The 18,298-nt window shown below is 55.2% G+C and carries 21 protein-coding genes; 18 read left to right on the top strand and 3 right to left on the bottom strand.

Going from position 1 to position 18,298, the window contains the following annotated elements; translation table 11 throughout:
* Positions 1-6 precede the first annotated feature (6 nt).
* From BLR50_RS11495 to BLR50_RS11465, 7 genes are all read left to right on the top strand, one after another.
* The gene (locus tag BLR50_RS11495; RefSeq protein ID WP_092642335.1) at positions 7-531 is read left to right on the top strand and encodes a LysM peptidoglycan-binding domain-containing protein; all 525 of its coding nucleotides are present in this window, start codon (positions 7-9) and stop codon (positions 529-531) included.
* A gap of 13 nt (positions 532-544) precedes the next feature.
* Entirely contained in the window at positions 545-1,495 is a 951-nt protein-coding gene (locus BLR50_RS11490) for a hypothetical protein (protein WP_092642332.1), read from the top strand.
* A gap of 20 nt (positions 1,496-1,515) precedes the next feature.
* Positions 1,516-1,872: a hypothetical protein gene (locus BLR50_RS11485; protein ID WP_092642328.1), complete on the top strand. Its 357-nt coding sequence runs from the start codon at positions 1,516-1,518 to the stop codon at positions 1,870-1,872.
* Positions 1,872-2,219: a hypothetical protein gene (locus BLR50_RS11480; protein ID WP_092642325.1), complete on the top strand. Its 348-nt coding sequence runs from the start codon at positions 1,872-1,874 to the stop codon at positions 2,217-2,219. Before BLR50_RS11485 ends, BLR50_RS11480 begins: the two co-directional genes overlap by 1 nt.
* A 285-nt stretch (positions 2,220-2,504) precedes the next feature.
* The gene (locus tag BLR50_RS11475) at positions 2,505-3,578 is read left to right on the top strand and encodes a baseplate J/gp47 family protein (protein WP_092642322.1); all 1,074 of its coding nucleotides are present in this window, start codon (positions 2,505-2,507) and stop codon (positions 3,576-3,578) included.
* Positions 3,575-4,156 (top strand): putative phage tail protein, encoded by a 582-nt coding sequence (locus BLR50_RS11470; RefSeq protein ID WP_092642319.1) that lies wholly within the window; start codon positions 3,575-3,577, stop codon positions 4,154-4,156. The genes BLR50_RS11475 and BLR50_RS11470 overlap by 4 nt, the downstream gene beginning before the upstream one ends.
* A 34-nt stretch (positions 4,157-4,190) precedes the next feature.
* On the top strand, positions 4,191-4,658 hold the full coding sequence (locus tag BLR50_RS11465) for a hypothetical protein (RefSeq protein WP_092642316.1): 468 nt from the start codon (positions 4,191-4,193) through the stop codon (positions 4,656-4,658).
* 82 nt (positions 4,659-4,740) lie between these two features.
* Here the strand turns inward: BLR50_RS11465 and BLR50_RS11460 are convergent, their stop codons facing one another.
* Positions 4,741-5,466, bottom strand: a complete 726-nt coding sequence (locus tag BLR50_RS11460; RefSeq protein WP_092642313.1) for a hypothetical protein — start codon at positions 5,464-5,466, stop codon at positions 4,741-4,743.
* A 263-nt stretch (positions 5,467-5,729) separates the two neighbouring features.
* Positions 5,730-6,656 (bottom strand): ACP S-malonyltransferase, encoded by a 927-nt coding sequence (gene fabD / locus BLR50_RS11455; RefSeq protein WP_205408696.1) that lies wholly within the window; start codon positions 6,654-6,656, stop codon positions 5,730-5,732.
* A gap of 359 nt (positions 6,657-7,015) precedes the next feature.
* Here fabD and BLR50_RS11450 point away from each other — a divergent pair, with 359 nt between their 5' ends.
* The 10 genes from BLR50_RS11450 (at position 7,016) to acpP (ending at position 16,854) form a co-directional block, all read left to right on the top strand.
* Positions 7,016-8,014: a 3-oxoacyl-ACP synthase III family protein gene (locus BLR50_RS11450; protein WP_092642307.1), complete on the top strand. Its 999-nt coding sequence runs from the start codon at positions 7,016-7,018 to the stop codon at positions 8,012-8,014.
* A 166-nt stretch (positions 8,015-8,180) separates the two neighbouring features.
* Entirely contained in the window at positions 8,181-9,137 is a 957-nt protein-coding gene (fabK, locus tag BLR50_RS11445) for an enoyl-[acyl-carrier-protein] reductase FabK (RefSeq protein WP_423230290.1), read from the top strand.
* On the top strand, positions 9,130-9,861 hold the full coding sequence (gene fabG / locus BLR50_RS11440) for a 3-oxoacyl-[acyl-carrier-protein] reductase (protein ID WP_092642304.1): 732 nt from the start codon (positions 9,130-9,132) through the stop codon (positions 9,859-9,861). Before fabK ends, fabG begins: the two co-directional genes overlap by 8 nt.
* A gap of 45 nt (positions 9,862-9,906) precedes the next feature.
* Positions 9,907-11,145, top strand: a complete 1,239-nt coding sequence (gene fabF / locus BLR50_RS11435; protein ID WP_092642301.1) for a beta-ketoacyl-ACP synthase II — start codon at positions 9,907-9,909, stop codon at positions 11,143-11,145.
* Between the two features lie 308 nt (positions 11,146-11,453).
* On the top strand, positions 11,454-11,900 hold the full coding sequence (gene accB / locus BLR50_RS11430) for an acetyl-CoA carboxylase biotin carboxyl carrier protein (RefSeq protein ID WP_092642298.1): 447 nt from the start codon (positions 11,454-11,456) through the stop codon (positions 11,898-11,900).
* A gap of 261 nt (positions 11,901-12,161) precedes the next feature.
* Positions 12,162-12,596, top strand: coding sequence for a 3-hydroxyacyl-ACP dehydratase FabZ (gene fabZ / locus BLR50_RS11425; protein WP_092642295.1), 435 nt, complete (start codon positions 12,162-12,164; stop codon positions 12,594-12,596).
* A gap of 426 nt (positions 12,597-13,022) precedes the next feature.
* Complete coding sequence (accC, locus tag BLR50_RS11420) at positions 13,023-14,375, top strand: acetyl-CoA carboxylase biotin carboxylase subunit (RefSeq protein WP_092642292.1); 1,353 nt, start codon at positions 13,023-13,025, stop codon at positions 14,373-14,375.
* A gap of 478 nt (positions 14,376-14,853) precedes the next feature.
* The gene (accD, locus tag BLR50_RS11415) at positions 14,854-15,738 is read left to right on the top strand and encodes an acetyl-CoA carboxylase, carboxyltransferase subunit beta (RefSeq protein WP_092642289.1); all 885 of its coding nucleotides are present in this window, start codon (positions 14,854-14,856) and stop codon (positions 15,736-15,738) included.
* Positions 15,731-16,534: an acetyl-CoA carboxylase carboxyltransferase subunit alpha gene (locus BLR50_RS11410; RefSeq protein WP_092642286.1), complete on the top strand. Its 804-nt coding sequence runs from the start codon at positions 15,731-15,733 to the stop codon at positions 16,532-16,534. Before accD ends, BLR50_RS11410 begins: the two co-directional genes overlap by 8 nt.
* Positions 16,535-16,626: 92 nt before the next feature.
* Entirely contained in the window at positions 16,627-16,854 is a 228-nt protein-coding gene (gene acpP / locus BLR50_RS11405; protein WP_092642283.1) for an acyl carrier protein, read from the top strand.
* A 63-nt stretch (positions 16,855-16,917) separates the two neighbouring features.
* Here the strand turns inward: acpP and BLR50_RS11400 are convergent, their stop codons facing one another.
* A complete protein-coding gene (locus BLR50_RS11400; protein ID WP_092642371.1) occupies positions 16,918-17,211 on the bottom strand; it encodes a winged helix-turn-helix transcriptional regulator in 294 nt (97 codons plus the stop codon).
* Between the two features lie 190 nt (positions 17,212-17,401).
* Here BLR50_RS11400 and BLR50_RS11395 point away from each other — a divergent pair, with 190 nt between their 5' ends.
* Positions 17,402-17,920 carry a nitroreductase family protein gene (locus tag BLR50_RS11395; RefSeq protein WP_092642280.1) on the top strand — a complete coding sequence of 173 codons (519 nt, stop codon included), beginning with the start codon at positions 17,402-17,404 and terminating at the stop codon, positions 17,918-17,920.
* Positions 17,921-18,298: the final 378 nt, after the last annotated feature.

Here is an 18,298-nt window from a genome sequence, read left to right as displayed (position 1 = left end):
ATATAGATGGAAAAGCTGCGATATAAGGAGTACACCTTTCCGACCAACCCACGCAGGCTGGAGGTAATAAACGAGAGACGGACTGCGCGCGTACCCCTGCCCTTTGAAGGGGAGCTTGTCGCCGATATGGGGGCTAGGGCGCGGATGGTTGTAATTGATGGCGAGTTCTTTGGCGCAAATGCCATGCAGCAGTACCTAAAGCTGGAGCAGGTTTATAATCAGGGGGGCTCGGGGCAGCTGTACCTGCCGGGGGAGCCGCCGTTTATGGCGCATTTTAGCTTTTTTAAAACTGTCGGTCTGCCGGGACGTGACGGGTATGGCTATACCGCGCGCTTTATAGAGGATACCCTGCAAGACGGCAGCGGTACGCCTGAGCGGCAGTTTACCTGTATTGTGCAAGAGAACGAAACGCTGTTTGCCATTGCGGCGCGGTTTCACACCACCGCCGAGCGGCTGCTGGCGGATAACCCCGCAATTGTATCGCCCAACGGTTTAACGGCGGGGCAGGTGATTCGTGTTTCGGTGCAATAGAAAGGAGGCAGGGATGTTAAAGCTTACCGTTACCCTGACGGATGGAGCAATCAAGGAGTTTTATAGGCCCATCGCCCTTGAGCTGAACAAGACCTATGCAGCCCCCTGCCACCAGCTTGTTATCAGCGTTGCTTTATTAAAGACGGTAGGCGAGGTTGCAAAGGTGGCCTTATCCTACGAAGGGCTGACGCTGTTTGAGGGCATAGCGGACAGCCAGACCGTTACCGCCGACCAAAACGGCGTAAGGCTTGTGCTGGAGTGCCGCAGCAGGGAGGCTCTTTTACTGGATAACGAGGCGATACCCGGCGTGCAGTATTACCTGAGGCTTTCGGATTTAGTACGGCGGCAGGCGGCGGCATACGGTGTAATGGGCGTGCGGGGCAGTGACCCTACCCTTTCGCAGTTTGCCGTATATAAGGGCGCTTCGGTGTGGAGCGTGCTTGACCGTTTTTGCAGGCAGACGCTTAGGTGTTCCCCGCGCATAGGAAGCGGCGGTTTTCTGGAGACTACCCCGCCGGGGCAGGGGCGGGTGGTGACTGTTTCAAACCAAAAGCCCGGTGCGTGGAACTATGTGAGCATCGAGCAGGAAATAAACCGACACAAGGTGGTTTCGGAGGTTCGGGTGAATAATTTCCGCGGCAATCTGCGTTACGGCGGGTACTTTACAAGGGTGGTAAACCCAGACGCGCTGGGGGTGCGGCGGCTGCGGCTGTTAAACCCATCAAGCGAGTGGGCAAGCCTGCCCAAGGCAAGCGCGCAGGAGACCATCCGAGCCTCGATGCTAAAGAAAGCTTGCTATAACGTTGTAATCCCCGCCGTTGTGCGGTGCGATATCGGCGATACCGCAGTGCTTGCCGACCCGCCGTTTGAGGCGGACGGGCTGTTTATCGGCGGGATTACCTATACCCTCGGGGACGAGGGGATTTCTACCATCCTGACGCTTTATGACAGAAGATATATCTAAATCCTTTCAGGAGGACGCATATGATACTTTTTGAAAGAAACGACCAACCCCGGCCGCAGCTTGCCGAGGTAACGGGGGTGCGGGAGGGGCTGCTGTGCACAATGGGGCAGGACAGCACCGAGGGAATGCCGCTGTTTGCACCCGCGGGGGTAGCCTGGCTGCCCGCCGAAGGGGAACAGGTGCTGCTGCTGCCGTTTGAGGGCGCATACCTGTGTGCAGGCGCGCTCTGTAAGCCGCAGGGCCTTGCGCCGGGGGAGCTTACGCTTAAAAGCGCGGGCGGCGCGAGCATCAGGCTGAAAAACAACGGCGAGGTGGTTATTAACACCCTGCGCATTACCCTCGACGGGCAGTTAATCAACGGCAAGGAGAGCGACTGATGGATACGCTGATTCAAAACGGCGACTTTGCCTTGGACGACCGCGGCTTTCTAAAAACCGTACAGGCAACCGATGAGCTGCTGCAGCAGGCACTGTTGCGGCTTACCGCCAGAAAGGGCGCGTTTGCGCTGGATAAGGAGCTTGGCAGCGAGCTGTACAAGCTGCGCGGGGGAAACCGGCAGCGATTAAACGATGTGGCGCGCGGCTATGTAAAGCAGGCGCTGCTGCCTATAAGCGGCCTGACGGTGGAGGATGTGCAGTGTGCCTATACCGCCGAGGGGGCGGCAAGGCTGGATGTGACGCTGAGGGTAAACGATACACAGAGTGTGGTGAGCCTTGGCATATAACCACCATCCAAAACGCTCGCTGCAGGGATGTTTGCAGGGGCGGCCATCGGACGTCTGCGGTATATCATGTGGCTGCGTTTAGAGCAGCGGGCGCGCAGTGCGCGCCCTACGCCTCCGCCACGGGTCTGACGAGAATCCGCGGGCGAACACAGTTCGCCCCTACATCCCCACGTTGGCTGATGAAATTCCGCGGGGCGTCGGGGACGCCGCCCCCCTGCATCCCGCCGCAGGGCGCGCCCCTACAGAGGGCAGAATGAAGAGATAATCAGGAAAGGAGACAACGCAATGGCCGACTATGAGCAGATATTGAAAACAATGACCGACCGGTTTACCGAGCTTTCGGGTGTAAAACCGAACGCGGCCTCGGATATTGGCATACGCCTAAAGGTGCTGGCAGCGCAGATTTTCTCGCTTACCGCCGAGCTGGAGGGGCTGAAAGGGCAGCTTTACCCCACCACGGCGCAGGGTGAGAAGCTAGACCTTCATGCGCAGATGCGCGGGCTTGCGCGCAAGCAGGCGGCACCCGCAACGGGGGTTCTGCGGTTTTTGCGGCAAACACCCGCCGCCTGCGACATTGTTATACCCGCGGGCACCCGCTGCCAGACCGAGCAGGACAGCGTGCAGTGCGAGACCACCGCCGACGGCATTCTGAAAACAGGGGAGCTTGCGGCAGAGGTGCCCGCGCAGACGATTGAGACGGGGGAGCGCGCCAATATCGCCGTCGGGCGGGTAACGGTATTTGCCTGTGCCGTTTCGGGTGTGTACGCGGTGACTAACCCTACCCCCTTTACAGGAGGGTGTGAGGCCGAGGACGACGACGCACTGCGCGCGCGGCTGCTGGAAAGCTACCGGGTTATCTCCAACGGCACTAACGCGGCCTTTTATTACAACCAGACCATGAAATACCCGTTTGTACATTCGGCAAGGGTGCTGCCAAGGGCACGCGGCATAGGGACGGTGGATGTGATAGCGGCGGGCAGGGGTGCGGCACCTTCCGCAGAGCAGCTTGCGGTGATACAGGCCGACCTGGCCGCACAGAAGGAGATTTGTGTGGATGTGCGGGTGCTGCCGCCGGTGTTGAAACCGACAGACGTTACGCTGGCGGTAAGGGTGCGGGACGAATATGGTTTCGAGAGCATCCGGCAGCGGTTGACGGCGCTCGTCACAGAGTTTTTCAGTTACAGGCAGGTGGGTGCGCCGCTTTATATAGCCGAGCTTTCGGGCAGGGTATTCGGCTGCGGCGGGGTGGTGAACCATCACCTGATACTGCCGTCCTGCGATATCGCGGCGGCGGACGATACCCTGATTACGCTGGGCACGCTGACGATTGAAAGGCTGCAGGAGGTGGTTATAGGGTGAACTGCTTGGAAAGTATGGTTTCGCTGCTGCGCCCGGTGGGCATCTATTCCCTTGCGACGGATAGCATGGTGTACCGTGAGCTGCAGGCCTACTACTCGGGGTTAAAGCAGGTGGAGGACGAGCTTGCTGTTCTGCGGGCGGAGGGCTTTATTCAAACTGCGCAGAGTAACGGCCTGAGAACATGGGAGGAGATCATCCGCTCCACTGCCATCGAGAGCGGCAATCTGGAAAGCAGGCGCGGCGTGGTGCTGTATACCCTAAGCCGAATGCCGCAGGATTTTAATCTAAGCGGTATGCTGCGGGGGCTGCGTTCGCTGGGCCTTGACTGTGAGCTGACCGAGGATACCGCACATCAGACGGTGCGGGTGGATGTGCTTCGCTACGGCGGGGCGCTTAAAAACTACGAGGACGTTTACAAAAGGGTGTGCGACATCCTGCCCGCACATATCAGTGTGACACTGAATATGGGCAGCATGACGTGGGCGCTTTTTGACGCGCAGGACCAAAGCTTTGAGGAGCGGGACCAAGCAAAATTAACGTGGGATACCTTTGAAAACAGCGCGGTTGTTTCGGCATAGAGAATTTATATTGAAGTGAAAGGAATGAGAACTGATGCCCAGTTCCTACAAAACGCAGCATCTGGGGCTTAACAGCTATATCGGCACCGATAAGCCCAAACGAACCGACTTTAACAGCGACAACGAGCGGATAGACGCCGCTGTTTATGAGCATACCGCAAACGGCGCGATTCATGTTACCGCAGCCGAAAAGCAGCTGTGGAACGCCCCTTTTGTGTTAGGCAGCTATACGGGGGACGGCACAACCCCCAGAACCGTAGCGCTGGGCTTTACCCCGCGCGCGGTTTTGGCTGCGGCGGTAAACGCCTCACCGGTTGGAGCCACCGCAAACGGCGAGGTGCTTATCCGCAGCGGGCTTGCAACCTCTATGGGCGGCAGCAAGGGCATTGAGGTTACGCAAAACGGCTTTATTGTGAAAAACTCCGCCTATATGGCACCCGACGGCGAGACGCCGAAGCTTAATGTCGGCGGGATGGTTTATGTGTATCTGGCGGTAAAGTAGTTTAAAGCGAAAAGCCCCCGCCGGAGCAGCCCGGTGGGGGGTTCAAGCATCTGGAGGTTGCAATAAAGCCGGTAAGGGGATATCAATTCCAAGTGCTTCGGCTTTTCATTCTGTTTTTTTGAATAGTCGTTAGAGATATGCGAGATTTCAGTATCCCTGTAACAAAAAGTACAGCTGAAAACAATGCCAGAACAACTGCCATATCAGGCGAGGGTATCATTGCAGCCTTCCAAGAGGCTTTTAACAAAGCTGGTGCGCTTATCAGCAAAACAACCGGCAGCATCAGGTTTATAAGCACAGTGAAAGCCACATTAGAATAAAACCCAAGTTTGCTTTTGTTAATTCGCTTTCTGAAATCGCGAAGCCTGATAATGGATGCTACAAGCAAAAAGGTGATTAAAAGATAACACATATTGAACAGCAAGATGAAAGCGCCCTGAGGATTGTGTGCGGAGGGTTGCCTGTGATGAATAATTCTTAGGATATCAGGCGCTAAAAGCTTTAATCTCTTAAAGACGTCTATTATGATTTGTACAATAGAAGAATGAGCGTCTGCATCATTGCCGATTTCAAAGGGTGTTATATCGGCACTGCCGTAGCCTTTTGAATAAAAGAGCTTATCCCCTTTCACAATTGAGACAGCATGGTTAGGAATATGATTTTGCCTTATCTGCTTTGTAATATGATTAACACTTGCAAAATGATTTGTAACGCTTTCTGCAGCAAAGACGGTTAACGGCTGAACACACATCAGCATGGTACACGTTATGATGCAGATGAAACTTCTTCGTAAACGGCTGCTTCTCATTCTCCATGTCCTTTCTGCTTAGAAAAATTTCTCAACATAATTTTACAGAAGCTTTTCTAATCAGAAAATCGATTCTCCTTACGTTAACCCCTTTAAAGCTTACATTTTTGAAAGGCGGGCAACTTTGAAAACCTCATCAAAGTCATATCTGTATAAAGAAAAAGGCGGGAGCGTGGTGATAGAACCATTCTCCCGCCTTTTTCTGTTTTATAGCCAGGATACCCGCGGGTTTAGCGCTGGCGGATATCCTTCAGTTTCATCAACTAACCCTTTATCAGCGCCGCTGCCGCCTTTTCAAGCGACTGCAAATCCTCGATATTGCAGGCCTCTGTACCCTTCAGCGTCTTTTTCACAAAGCCGGTAAGGGTTTTGCCGGGGCCAAGCTCCAAAAACGCATCTGCCCCGTCCTGCGACATCGCGGCAAGCTCATCGGTAAAACGTACGGGCGAAACCACATGGGTGGAGAGATAATCGGCGATATTCTCAAACTTCTGAAGCCTTTGACCGGTGATATTTGAATAAAAGGGCACCGTAGGCTGACAATAGGTTATATCGGCTAAAAATGTCTTCAGCTCCGCCGAGGCCTCTTGCATGAGCTTGGAATGAAACGCAGAACTTACGCCAAGGCGTATTACCCTGCCGCCGTTCTGGGCAAGCTTATCGGCCGCCATGCGCGCGGCCTGCTCCTCGCCCGCAATCACGGTCTGCGCCGTGCTGTTGAAGTTTACCGGCACCACATAGCCGTCGCACTGCGCACAAACCCCTGCAATCTCGTCGGCACCTAAGCCGATAATGGCGTACATGGCACCTTCGTTGCTGTCTGCCGCGCGCTGCATGGCCTCGGCACGCTTGGCAATTACCCGAAAGCCGGTTTCAATATCAAACACCCCGCAGGCGGTAAGCGCTGCGTATTCACCAAGAGAATGCCCCGCACAGAAGGCCGGTGTAATGCCCTTGCTTTTTGCCGCCTCCAGGCAGGAAAGCGACATGGCGTAGATGAGCGGCTGCGAAACGGCAGTTTTTGCAATCTCCTCCGCACTGCCCTCAAACGACAGGGCCGCGAGGTCGTAACCAAGGATTTTGCTGCCGGTTTCGTAGATGCTTTTTACCCTGTCGAAGCTGGAATAGAGCTCCAGCCCCATGCCGGGGTATTGCGAGCCTTGGCCCGAAAACAAAAAGGCAATCTTCATAGCCATACCTCCTGTTTTATGTGCACTAAGCACAAGTTATAAGAATAAATTATTAACTTTATGAACGAATGATGAATAGTATGTCTAAAAATTATGAATTGAGCCCTCGGGTTTTACAGTTCGTTCATTGACTTTTCACGCTGTGATTTTTAAAATTGGGGTTATAGTAATCAGAAGAACGGCTAAGCGGAATCGGTTCCCTTAACTTTATACCACAGAATGATTATGATGGCAAGCGCCGAAAAAAGACCTTTTTAGCTTTACCCCGATATTCATCATGATTTGGATGTTGATTTTATTTTTTAGAAGTATCAGGTTTTTGCGCAGGGCTTCCGCAAAAGAAAGGGCATGAAGAATTGATGAACCAAACCGGAATTCAGATAGTATCCACCGGCGCGTATCTGCCGGCGATAGAGGTTGCCAACGATGATTTCACGAGGATTGTGGAGACCTCTGACGAATGGATCTCAAAGCGCACCGGCATGAAAACCCGTTACCTTACGGCGGGCGAGCCCACCTGGATGATGGGCACGATGGCGGCGAAAAGAGCACTGGAAGGCAGCAACGTTGCCAAAGAGGAGATCGACCTTGTGCTGTTTACCACCATCTCGGGTGATTTTTATACCCCCTCGATGGCCTGCATTGCGGCAAAGGAGCTCGGGCTGCAAAACGCCGCCTGCTACGACCTAAACTGCGCCTGCTCCGGCTTTGTGTATGCGCTGGATATGGCCTACCGTTATCTTGCCACCGGCGGCGCGAAGAATGTGCTGATTATCTCTTCTGAGCAGATCTCCCGCATACTGGATTATACCGACCGTGCCACCTGCGTGCTGTTTGGCGACGGCGCGGGAGCAGCCGTGGTTACCAAAGCGGACGCGCTGTATGCCTCCTGCCTTGGCAGCGACATCACCGGCACCACGGCGCTGTATGCACGCACGCCCAAGATATCTCACCCGTTTGTAAATGAGCAAAACCGCGTAGCCGTAACCGACGGTTTTGGCGATAAGCCGGAAAAGCTGTTTATGGACGGCAAAGAGGTTTACAAGTTTGCCACCAGGATTATGCCCTACGCGGTGGAGCAGGCCTGTGCAAAGGTGGGTATCGCGGTACACGACCTTGCGATGGTTATACCGCATCAGGCAAACATCCGCATAATCGAAACCGCGGCGCAGAAGCTGGATATCGCGCCGGAAAAAATCTACTGCAATATTGAAAAATACAGCAACACCTCCAGCGCCACCATCCCGCTGGCACTTGATGAGCTAAACCGCGAGGACCGCTTAAAGCGCGGCGATAAGCTGTGCGTGGTGGGCTTCGGCGCGGGGCTTACCTATGGTGCTGCGGTGTTTGAGTGGTAAAAGGATGCAGGCGACGGTGTCCCGTTTCTTTGTAGGGGCGGCTATCGGCTGTTCGTGATAATACCGGTAACCTAAATAACCCGCAAACGCGCAATGCGCGCCCCTGAAAATATAGCCGTCGGAACGGTACAGGGCCGTTTTCCGCTAAACAAGGAGGAACAGGTTTATGATAAAAACAAGGCTCACCGAGCTTTTAGGCGTACAGTACCCCATTATTCAAGGCGGTATGGCCTGGGTGGCAGACGCCAACCTTGCCGCCGCCGTAAGCAACGCGGGAGGGCTTGGCCTGATTGCCGCGGCGAACGCACCGGCCGAGGTGGTTCGTAACGAAATTCGCAAGGCGAAGACCATGACCGACAAGCCGTTCGGGGTAAACATCATGCTGATGTCGCCCTATGCCGCCGAGGTGGCGCAGGTAGTGGCAGACGAGGGCGTGAAGGTGGTTACCACCGGCGCCGGAAACCCCGGCAAATACATGGAGGCGTGGAAGGCGGCGGGTATTATCGTTATCCCCGTGGTTCCCTCGGCGGCGCTGGCCAAGCGCATGGAGCGCAGCGGGGCGGACGCGGTGGTGGCCGAGGGCTGCGAAAGCGGCGGGCATATCGGCGAGCTTACCACCATGGCGCTGCTGCCGCAGGTATGCGACGCGGTTAGCATCCCGGTAATCGGGGCGGGCGGCATCGCCGACGAGCGCGGGCTTGCCGCGGCGCTGATGCTGGGAGCCTCGGGTGTGCAGATTGGTACACTGTTCTTGGCCTGCAACGAGTGCAATATCCACGAAAACTATAAGAAGCTGGTGCTGGAGGCGGGCGATACCGACACCGCCGTTACCGGCAGAGGCCTTGGGCACCCGGCACGGGCGCTTAAAAATAAATTCACACGGCGCATCACCGAGCTGGAGAAATCCGGCGCTACGGCGGAGGAGCTTGAAAACGCACTGGCGGGTTCGCTGCGCAAGGCCGCGGTGGAGGGCGACGTGGAGCACGGTGCGTTTATGTGCGGGCAGGTTGCGGGGATGATACACGAAATACGCCCCGCTAAGGAGATTGTGGAGAGCCTTATGGCCAAGACCGAGGAGCGTATCAAGAGCTTTGGCCTTGCGGGGGGTGTTCTGTTTGAGTAAAACCGCAGTAATAACCGGCGCAAACCGCGGCATCGGCGCCGCGATTGCCATAGAGCTTGCCAAGCGCGGCTTTAACATAGCGCTTTTGTGCCGCTCGGCGGAAAGCGGCAGCACGGTGGCGGAGCAGTGCCGCTCGTTTGGGGTAGAGGCCGAGTGCTTTTCCTGTGACGTCGCCGATTTTACCGCCTGCGGCGAGGCAACCGACGCGGTGAAGGAGCGGTTTGGCACCATCGACGTGCTGGTAAACAACGCGGGCATTACCAAAGACGGCCTGCTTGCACGCATGAAGGAGGAGCAGTTTGACGAGGTTATCCGCGTAAACCTTAAGGGCGCTTTCAATATGATGCACCATGTGGGCAGTGTGATGATGAGGCAGAAGAGCGGACATATTATTAACATATCCTCCGTGGTGGGGCTGTACGGCAACGCAGGGCAGGTAAACTACGCCGCCTCTAAGGCGGGAATCGTGGGCATGACGCTTTCGGCCGCCAAGGAGCTTGCGCCGCGCGGCATTACCGTAAACGCGGTGGCGCCCGGCTTTATTGAAACCGATATGAGCGACGCCATACCGCAAGCCGCAAAGGAGAAGATGCTCGCCGCCATCCCGATGGGAAGAAGCGGCAAGCCGAGCGAGGTAGCCACGGTGGTCGCCTTTTTGGCCTCGGACGATGCCTCGTATGTTACCGGCCAGGTAATTGCCATTGACGGCGCATTGATGATGTAATATAAGGACCGTATGGATAATAATGAGAAATAGAGGGTTTCATAGATGAGAAGAGTTGTAATCACCGGCATCGGGGCGCTTACCTCTTTGGGTGCCGACAACAACGCGTTCTGGCAGAGCATCACCGAGGGCAGGCACGGCATCTCGGCTATCGAGGGGTTCGACACCACCGATTATGAGGTAAAGTATGCCGCAGAAATTAAGAACTTTGACCCGATTGCTTACGGTATTGAGAAAAAAGAGGCGCGCCGCATGGACCGCTACTGCCAGTTCGCCATGGCGGCCACCAATATGGCGATAGAGGATTGCGGCACGAAGTTTGAGAAGGATGCCCCCTTCCGTATCGGCGTAATCGTCAGCTCGGGTATCGGCGGCATGGGCACCAACAGCGAGGAGCACAAAAAGCTGTACGAGAAAGGCCCGAAGCGTATCTCTCCGCTCTATGTGCCGATGATTATCGCCAACATGGCGGCGGGTATGATTTCGATGCACTATAACTTCAAGGGCAGCGCCACCTGCATTACCACCGCCTGCGCCACCAGCTCCGATTCGGTGGGCGCGGCGTTCCGTTCCATCAAGCACGGCTACCACGATGTGATGATTGCGGGCGGCTCGGAGGCGGCGATTATCCCTATCTCGATTGCAGGCTTTCATAACATGATGGCACTTTCCACCGCCAAAAACCCCGACCGCGCCTCTATCCCGTTTGACAAGGAGCGCGACGGCTTTGTAATGGGCGACGGCGCGGGTGTGCTGGTGCTAGAGGAATTAGAGCACGCCAAGGCGCGCGGCGCGAAGATTTATGCCGAGGTTGCGGGCTACGGCTCTACCAACGACGCCTACCATATCACCAGCCCCGACCCGGAGGGCGAAGGCGCCGCGATGGCGATGAAGCTGGCAATGAGTGAGGCAGGGCTTACTCCCGAGGATATCGACTATATCAACGCGCACGGTACCTCCACCCCCATCAACGACAAGTTTGAAACCGCCGCGATTAAAAAGGCGCTGGGCGAGCACGCGTATAAAACCCCCGTAAGCTCCACCAAGAGCATGACCGGCCACCTGTTAGGCGGCGCGGGTGCCGTTGAAGCCATCATCTGTGCGCTCGGCCTGCAAAACGGCATCATCCCCCCCACCGCGGGCTTCCGCGTAAAGGATGAGGACTGCGACCTTGACTATGTTACCGAGGGTGCGCGCAAGGCCGACATTCAGGCGGCGCTCTCCAACTCGCTGGGCTTCGGCGGGCACAACGCGACACTCTGCCTTAAAAAGTTCAAGGATTAAAAGGGGTGTGTTTCCCGGGCGATTGCTGAGGCTCGAACGATTCGACCTCTGTAGGGGCGAACTGTGTTCGCCCGCAGCCTAACCGTACGCCGTATCAATACCGTGGGAGACCACAGGTCTCCCCTACAACCAAACCTTTGGCGGGCGGATATAACCGCGGGCGATTGATAATCGCCCCTACACATTCTAATATGGCCGAATCAATAGTTGTAGGGGCGCATATTATGCGCCCGCGGTTACCTAAAAAGCTATAAAGACTACCGAGATATATTCCTAAGGTTTACTGCAAGAAAGGAATGGCCGCAGGCATGAAGATTTCAGAGCTTTCTGTTGAGAATATCAAAGACCTGATGACACATTTTTCAAAAAACAATCTCTCCTCCTTTTCACTTCAGGACGGCACCTTTTCGCTGCACCTTGAAAACGTGCAGGGCACGGTAACGGTGCAGCAGGCCTGTGCCCCTGTTTTTACAGCACAGGCCCCGGTGCCCTCCGCACCCGAAACACCCTGCGCCCCCGCCGGCCAGATTGTAAAATCGCCGATTGTGGGCACCTTTTACATCGCCGCCTCCCCCGATAAGCCCCCGTTCGTAACGCCGGGGCAGAAGGTGAAGAAGGGCGACGTGCTGTTTATCATCGAGTCGATGAAGCTGATGAACGAGATTCAGTGCGAATGCGACGGCACGGTGGGCGAGCTGCTGGTGGAAAACGGCCAGGCGGTGGAATACGGCCAGCCGATTATGACGATAATCTGATAATTGCACGGGCGCGCGGTTCTATCCAAACCGCATTTATCCCGCGGGCGATTGATAATCGCCGCTACAATCCCTCCACGGGCGGCCGCTTTACCGAGAACACCTTTGGCTTACGGATATAACGATAGGGCGTCGAGGACGCCGCCCCATATGTCTATCAAAGATTCACCGCATGCTGAATCATTACCGCAAAACGGTTAAGACCATTCCCTGAATCCAAACATAATTACCCCCTAATAAACCGAAAGGCATGATGAAACGATGGCACTGCTCAATCAGGAACAGATTAAAGAGATTCTGCCGCACCGCGACCCGTTTCTGCTCATCGACGAGGTAGAGGAGCTGGAACCCGGCGTGCGCGCGGTTGCCCTAAAGCATGTAAAAGAGGACGAGGACTGGTTCCGCGGGCACTTCCCCGGCCACCCCGTTGTACCGGGCGTACTGATTGTGGAGATGCTGGCGCAGGCCGGAGCGGTCTGCGCACTTTCACTGCCCGAAAACAAGGGGCGCATTGCCCTTTTTACGGGGATTAACGACGTAAAGATTCGCCGTCAGGTAACCCCCGGCGAAACCATAAGGCTGGAGGTTGAGCTGATTAAGCTTCGCTCTCAGGCGGGTGTGGGCCGCGCCACTGCCACGGTAAACGGTGAACGCGCCGTTACCGGTGAATTGACCTTTATGTTCTTAAAGGATTAAACACCAGTTGTTTAGAAACGTGGGGGAGACCTGTGGTTTCCTGCAGTATTTTGTTATTGCACAGATGAACCATGGGCGAACAGAGTTCGCCCCTACAACCTGAATTGTAAACCCCGAGTCCTGTAGGGGCGCGCATTGCGCGTTTGCGGTTCCATCGGAATGGTATATACCCTCGGGCGGTTAATAACCGCCCCTACAAATTGCCCTGCATTTGCACGGGCGAAACGCAAGATTTGCGTTAGCCACTGGCCCGTATTCAATATTATCAGCCATTTATTTGGAAGGCGGAAAAGTTTGAAAATAAATTTCAAACTACAGAAAAATCGCTGTCGGAGTGTAACTCCTCCTACGGCAAAGCCGCATCGCAATTTTTCATGGCGTTGTGTGCCTTTTCGGCGCAAGCGCCGGAAAGGCATGGAAAAATCTATGTTTCGTAAGGTACTAATAGCCAACCGCGGCGAGATTGCCGTGCGCATCATCCGTGCGTGCCGCGAGTTGGGTATTCAAACGGTGGCGGTATTCTCCGAGGCCGACAGGGGCGCTCTGCATGCCAAGATTGCGGACGAAGCCTTTTGCATAGGCCCCGCTGCCACCAAGGACAGCTACTTAAATCAAAAGGCGATCTTAGCCGTTTGCGAGGTTACCGGCGCCGAGGCGCTGCACCCGGGGTTCGGCTTTCTTTCGGAAAACGCGGCCTTTGCGCGCATGTGCCAAAAGTGCGGGGTAACCTTTATTGGCCCCCCGCCCGAGGCGATGGAGTGCATGGGCGATAAGTCCAACGCCAAGCTTACCATGAAGAATGCGGGCGTGCCGGTTATTCCCGGATCGGATGGTGCTGTAACCAGCCTTTCACAGGCGAAGGGGGTAGCGCAGGCCATCGGCTACCCGCTGCTTATCAAGGCGGCGGCGGGCGGCGGCGGGCGCGGCATCCGCATGGTGCTTAATGAGGGCGAGCTGGAAACGCAGATGACGGCAGCCGCCAACGAGGCACAGGCGTTTTTTGGCGACAGCTCGGTTTACATGGAAAAGTTCCTTGTAAACCCGCGCCACATCGAGATTCAGGTGCTGGCTGATTCCCACGGCAACTGTGTATACTTAGGCGAGCGCGACTGTTCCTTACAGCGGCGCAACCAGAAGATACTTGAGGAAGCCCCCTCTCCCTCCCGCTTAATGACCCCCGCCCTGCGCAAGGCGATGGGCGAGGCGGCGGTTCGCGCGGCAAAGGCCTCGGGCTATGTGAACGCGGGCACCATCGAGTTTTTGGTGGATAAGGACGGCGCGTTCTATTTTATGGAGATGAACACCCGCATACAGGTAGAGCACCCCATCACCGAGCTGGTAACGGGGGTAGACCTTGTAAAGAAGCAGATACTTATCGCCGAGGGCGAACCGCTAGGGCTTACGCAGGAGGATGTTCATTTACACGGCCACGCCATCGAGTGCCGTGTAAACGCCGAAAGCCCCGAAAAGGGCTTCAGGCCCTCGCCGGGGAGGATAGAGTCTTTGCATATGCCGGGCGGCCCGGGCATACGCATAGACAGTGCGGTATATCAGGGCTACGAGATTACCCCGCACTACGATTCGATGATTGCCAAGCTCATCGCCTACGCCCCCACCCGCGCCGAGGCGGTAAAGAAGATGCGCTGGGCGCTGGCGGAGTTTATTGTAGACGGCGTGGATACCAACATTGACTTTCAGCTCTCGCTGCTTAAAAACCCCGACTTTGAGGCAGGGGAATACGACATCGGCTACATCGGCAGGCTGCTGGAGAAGAAATAGCGCACATTATCTATTGTAGGGGCGATTATCAATCGCCCGCGGCACAGCGCAATATTCCGATTATGCACCGTAGGGGCGCGCATTGCGCGCCCGCGGTTTAACCACAGTCACAGATAATACCGCGTAAGCCCACCCCCAACCCCCTCCCGCAACGGGGCAAACGTAAAATTAAAGGCAACTTATGCGGGAGGGGGAGAAATGTTCGGGGGCTTCGCCCCCGAACGAATACCCCCGTATATTCGCCGCCGTACGGCGAGGGTGTAGGGGCGCGCATTGCGCGCCCGCGGTCTTGCCGACGGCCGGTTGAATACCGCGGGCGGCCGATGGCCTCCTCTACAGCGAAGCCCTTGGGCGTTCCGGTGAAATGTGGGGCGTCGAGGACGCTGCCCCCTACATCCCAATATCAAGCCCCTGATTCACAATTTGTCTTATGCTATCTTAGAAGAAGATTAGTATTACACCCCGGGAGGTGTTGTATATGCTTGAGGATTTGTTTCAAATGGTTAAAACCCGGCTTGCCGAGGAGACCTCGCCCGACAGCAAGCTACGCGGCAAGGATAAGGTAAACATCCCCTCGGGGCTGCTGTTCCAGTGCCCGCGCTGCCGTTCGGTTGATTTTATGGAGGACTTCGAGAAGGCGGGCAAGGTTTGCCAGAAGTGCTCCTACCACGCGCGCCTTACCGCCGCCGAGCGCCTTTCGTTTACGGCGGATGCCGGAAGCTTTATTGAGTACGACAGGAATATGACAAGCAAAAACCCCATAGATTTTAAGGGATACGAAGCCAAGCTCAAGGAGCTTCGCACCCAGACAGGCTTAAACGACGCGGTGGTTACCGGCGAGTGCACCATTAAAGGGCAGCGCTGTGTGCTGGCGGTAATGGATTCGCATTTTATGATGGCCTCGATGGGCTCGGTGGTGGGCGAAAAGATTGCCCGCGCGTTTGAACGGGCAACCGAGCAGCACCTGCCCGTTATCATCTTTACGGCCTCGGGCGGCGCGCGTATGCAGGAGGGCATTGTTTCGCTGATGCAGATGGCCAAAACCTCTGCGGCGGCGGCACGGCATTCCAAGGCGGGCAACCTGTACATCACCGTGCTTACCGACCCCACCACAGGCGGCGTTACCGCAAGCTTCGCCATGCTGGGCGATATCATCATCGCCGAGCCGAAGGTGCTGGTGGGCTTTGCGGGAAGGCGCGTGATTGAGGACACCATCAAGCAGCACCTGCCCGATGAGTTTCAGTCGGCGGAGTTCCTGCTCTCCCACGGGTTTGTGGACATGATTGTGCCCCGCGCCAGGATGACCGACACCCTTTCGCAGCTGCTGGAAATGCACGGGAAAGGAGGTGCGGCAGATGAGTAAGCTTACGGCATGGGAACGCATCGAGATTGTACGCACCCCCGGCAGGCCGACGGTGAAGGACTATATCCCCATGATCTTTGACAGCTTTATCGAATGCCACGGCGACCGGTTGTACAGCGACGACGAGGCCGTCATCGGCGGTATTGCGCGCTTAAACGGCAGGCCGGTAACGGTTATAGGGCAGGTAAAGGGCAAGAATCTGGAGGAGAACAAGAAGTCTAACTTCGCCATGGCGCACCCGGAGGGCTACCGCAAGGCGCTAAGGCTTGCAAAGCAGGCCGAGAAGTTTAAGCGCCCCGTAATCTTCTTTATCGACACCCCCGGCGCCTTTTGCGGCGTAGGGGCCGAGGAACGCGGGCAGGGCGAGGCGATTGCGCGCAACCTTTACGAGCTTTCCACCCTTGCCACCCCGATTGTTTCGGTGGTGCTGGGTGAGGGCGGCAGCGGCGGCGCGCTGGCCCTTGGCGTGTGCGACGAGCTGGCCGTGCTGGAAAACGCCGTCTACTCGGTAATATCACCCCGCGGCTTCGCCAGCATATTATGGAAGGACTCCACCAAAGAGCGCGAGGCAGCCAACATCCTGAAGATTACGGCAGAGGATTTGCTGCGGCTGGGCATCTGCGAAAACATTATCCGGGAGCCGGAGGGAGGTGCCCACAACAACCCTCAGCAGACGGCACAAAACATCAAGAATTATTTGGAAAAATCGCTTAAAAATTTTTCTGAAATAAGTATTGATAGTTTGCTGACAAATAGGTATTATAAGTATAGAAAAATCGGCGAATGCACAGAATAGGTAGTAACGGCGCCATGTTTGATTGGTTTGCCATGTCTCCGGCTGTTGTGCTGCTTTTTAATCGATTATATTAAACTAGGAGGATATTATTTATGGTATTCGAAAAGGTTAGACAAATCATCTGCGACCAGCTTGATCTTGAGGAAGACGTTGTTACAATGGAAGCCAATATCCTTGAAGACCTGGGCGCTGACTCGCTGGATATTGTAGACCTTGTAATGTCGCTTGAAGAGGAGTTTGATATCGAAATCCCCGATGAGCAGGTAGAGAATATCAAAACCGTTGGCGATATCGTTAAATATATCGAAGCTGAAGTGTAAAGATTATCTTATACGATTAAAAAGGGCAGGATGCGTTCCTGCCCTTTTTTATATTGTTCAGTTCTATGCGGTTGTCTTTATAGAATCGCCCAGATAGGTTCTGCCCCAGTCGCACATAACGTCCAGAATGGGAATAATACTGTCGCCGAAGCCGGTTAACGAGTATTCCACCTTGGGCGGCACCACGGGGTAGACGATGCGCGAAATCAGGTTATCCTCCTCCAGCTCCCGCAGCTGCTGGGTAAGCATCTTGGGGGTTGCCTGCGGGATGAGCTTTCGCAGCTCGGTAAACCGCAGGGTTTTGCCGCGTAGGTGGAACAGGATAATCGTTTTGTATTTGCCGCCGATCAGCTCCATCGTGGCCTCGATGGGGCAGTTGTAGACCTTTTCATGAACATTCAAGGATAACCCCTCCTGCTTTACGGTATCTTTTTGGGTACTATATCACAAAAAAGTGCATTCTTGCGAAAACTATATTAAGTGATATTATTATAGCACAGGTACAAAAATACATCAATAGCATCCAGTTTAAAGGAGGATATTCGACATGAGCTTTTTGGAGCTTGCCAAGAAAAGATATTCCGTGCGTGCTTATCAGGCAAAGAAGGTGGAGGAAGAGAAGGTAAACGCTATCCTTGAGGCGGGGCGCGTTGCGCCGACGGCGTGCAATTACCAGCCCCAGCGCCTGGTTGTGGTGCAGAGCGAGGAGGGGCTAAATAAGCTCTCTAGGGCTGCCAATATCTTTGGGGCCCCCCTGGTTGTGATTGTATGCGCCGACACCACCAAGGCGTGGGTTCGCCCCACTGACAAGAAGAACCACGCGGATATAGACGCTACTATCGTAACCGACCATATGATGCATGAGGCGACCGAGCAGGGGCTGGGCAGCCTTTGGGTGTGCTACTTTGACGCAGAGATGATTAAAAGAGAGTTTAATCTGCCCAAGGGTGTTGAGCCGGTAAACCTGCTGTGCATGGGCTACGCGGAGGGCACCCCGCTTTCTGCCGACCGCCACAGCAAACTTCGAAAGCCGCTCACCGAAACGGTATCGTACGAAAGAATGTAATTGCGATTCCATAAGGGGGACTTCATTCGTCACCAAACCAAGTGGTTTGGTTTTTCAGCCGTCCCCCTCATGAACACCCCCAAGCAAAAATGTCTGCTCACCGCAGACATTTTTAGCGGTATTGCTCCGGCGGCGCATGTCCGCCTGCGCAATGTTATTTTAATTTATACTCTTTCAACAGCCTAAAAGGCTCTCCGAGGCAAATCGGAGAGCCTTTTGGTTGTAGCTTCAGCGCAAAAAACCACCAGCTCTGCTGGTGGAATTAGAACGCTTATAGCGAAAAGAGGTCCTCCAGTGATAGAATGATGAAGGTTCACCAACCGCATCAAAAAACAAAGGAGGACATGTCAATGGATGACATAAATAGTTTAACACATT

The sequence above is a fragment of the Acetanaerobacterium elongatum genome (genome assembly GCF_900103835.1).
GTDB classification, from domain to species: domain Bacteria; phylum Bacillota; class Clostridia; order Oscillospirales; family Ruminococcaceae; genus Acetanaerobacterium; species Acetanaerobacterium elongatum.
This window is presented reverse-complemented; position numbering and strand designations above follow the sequence as displayed.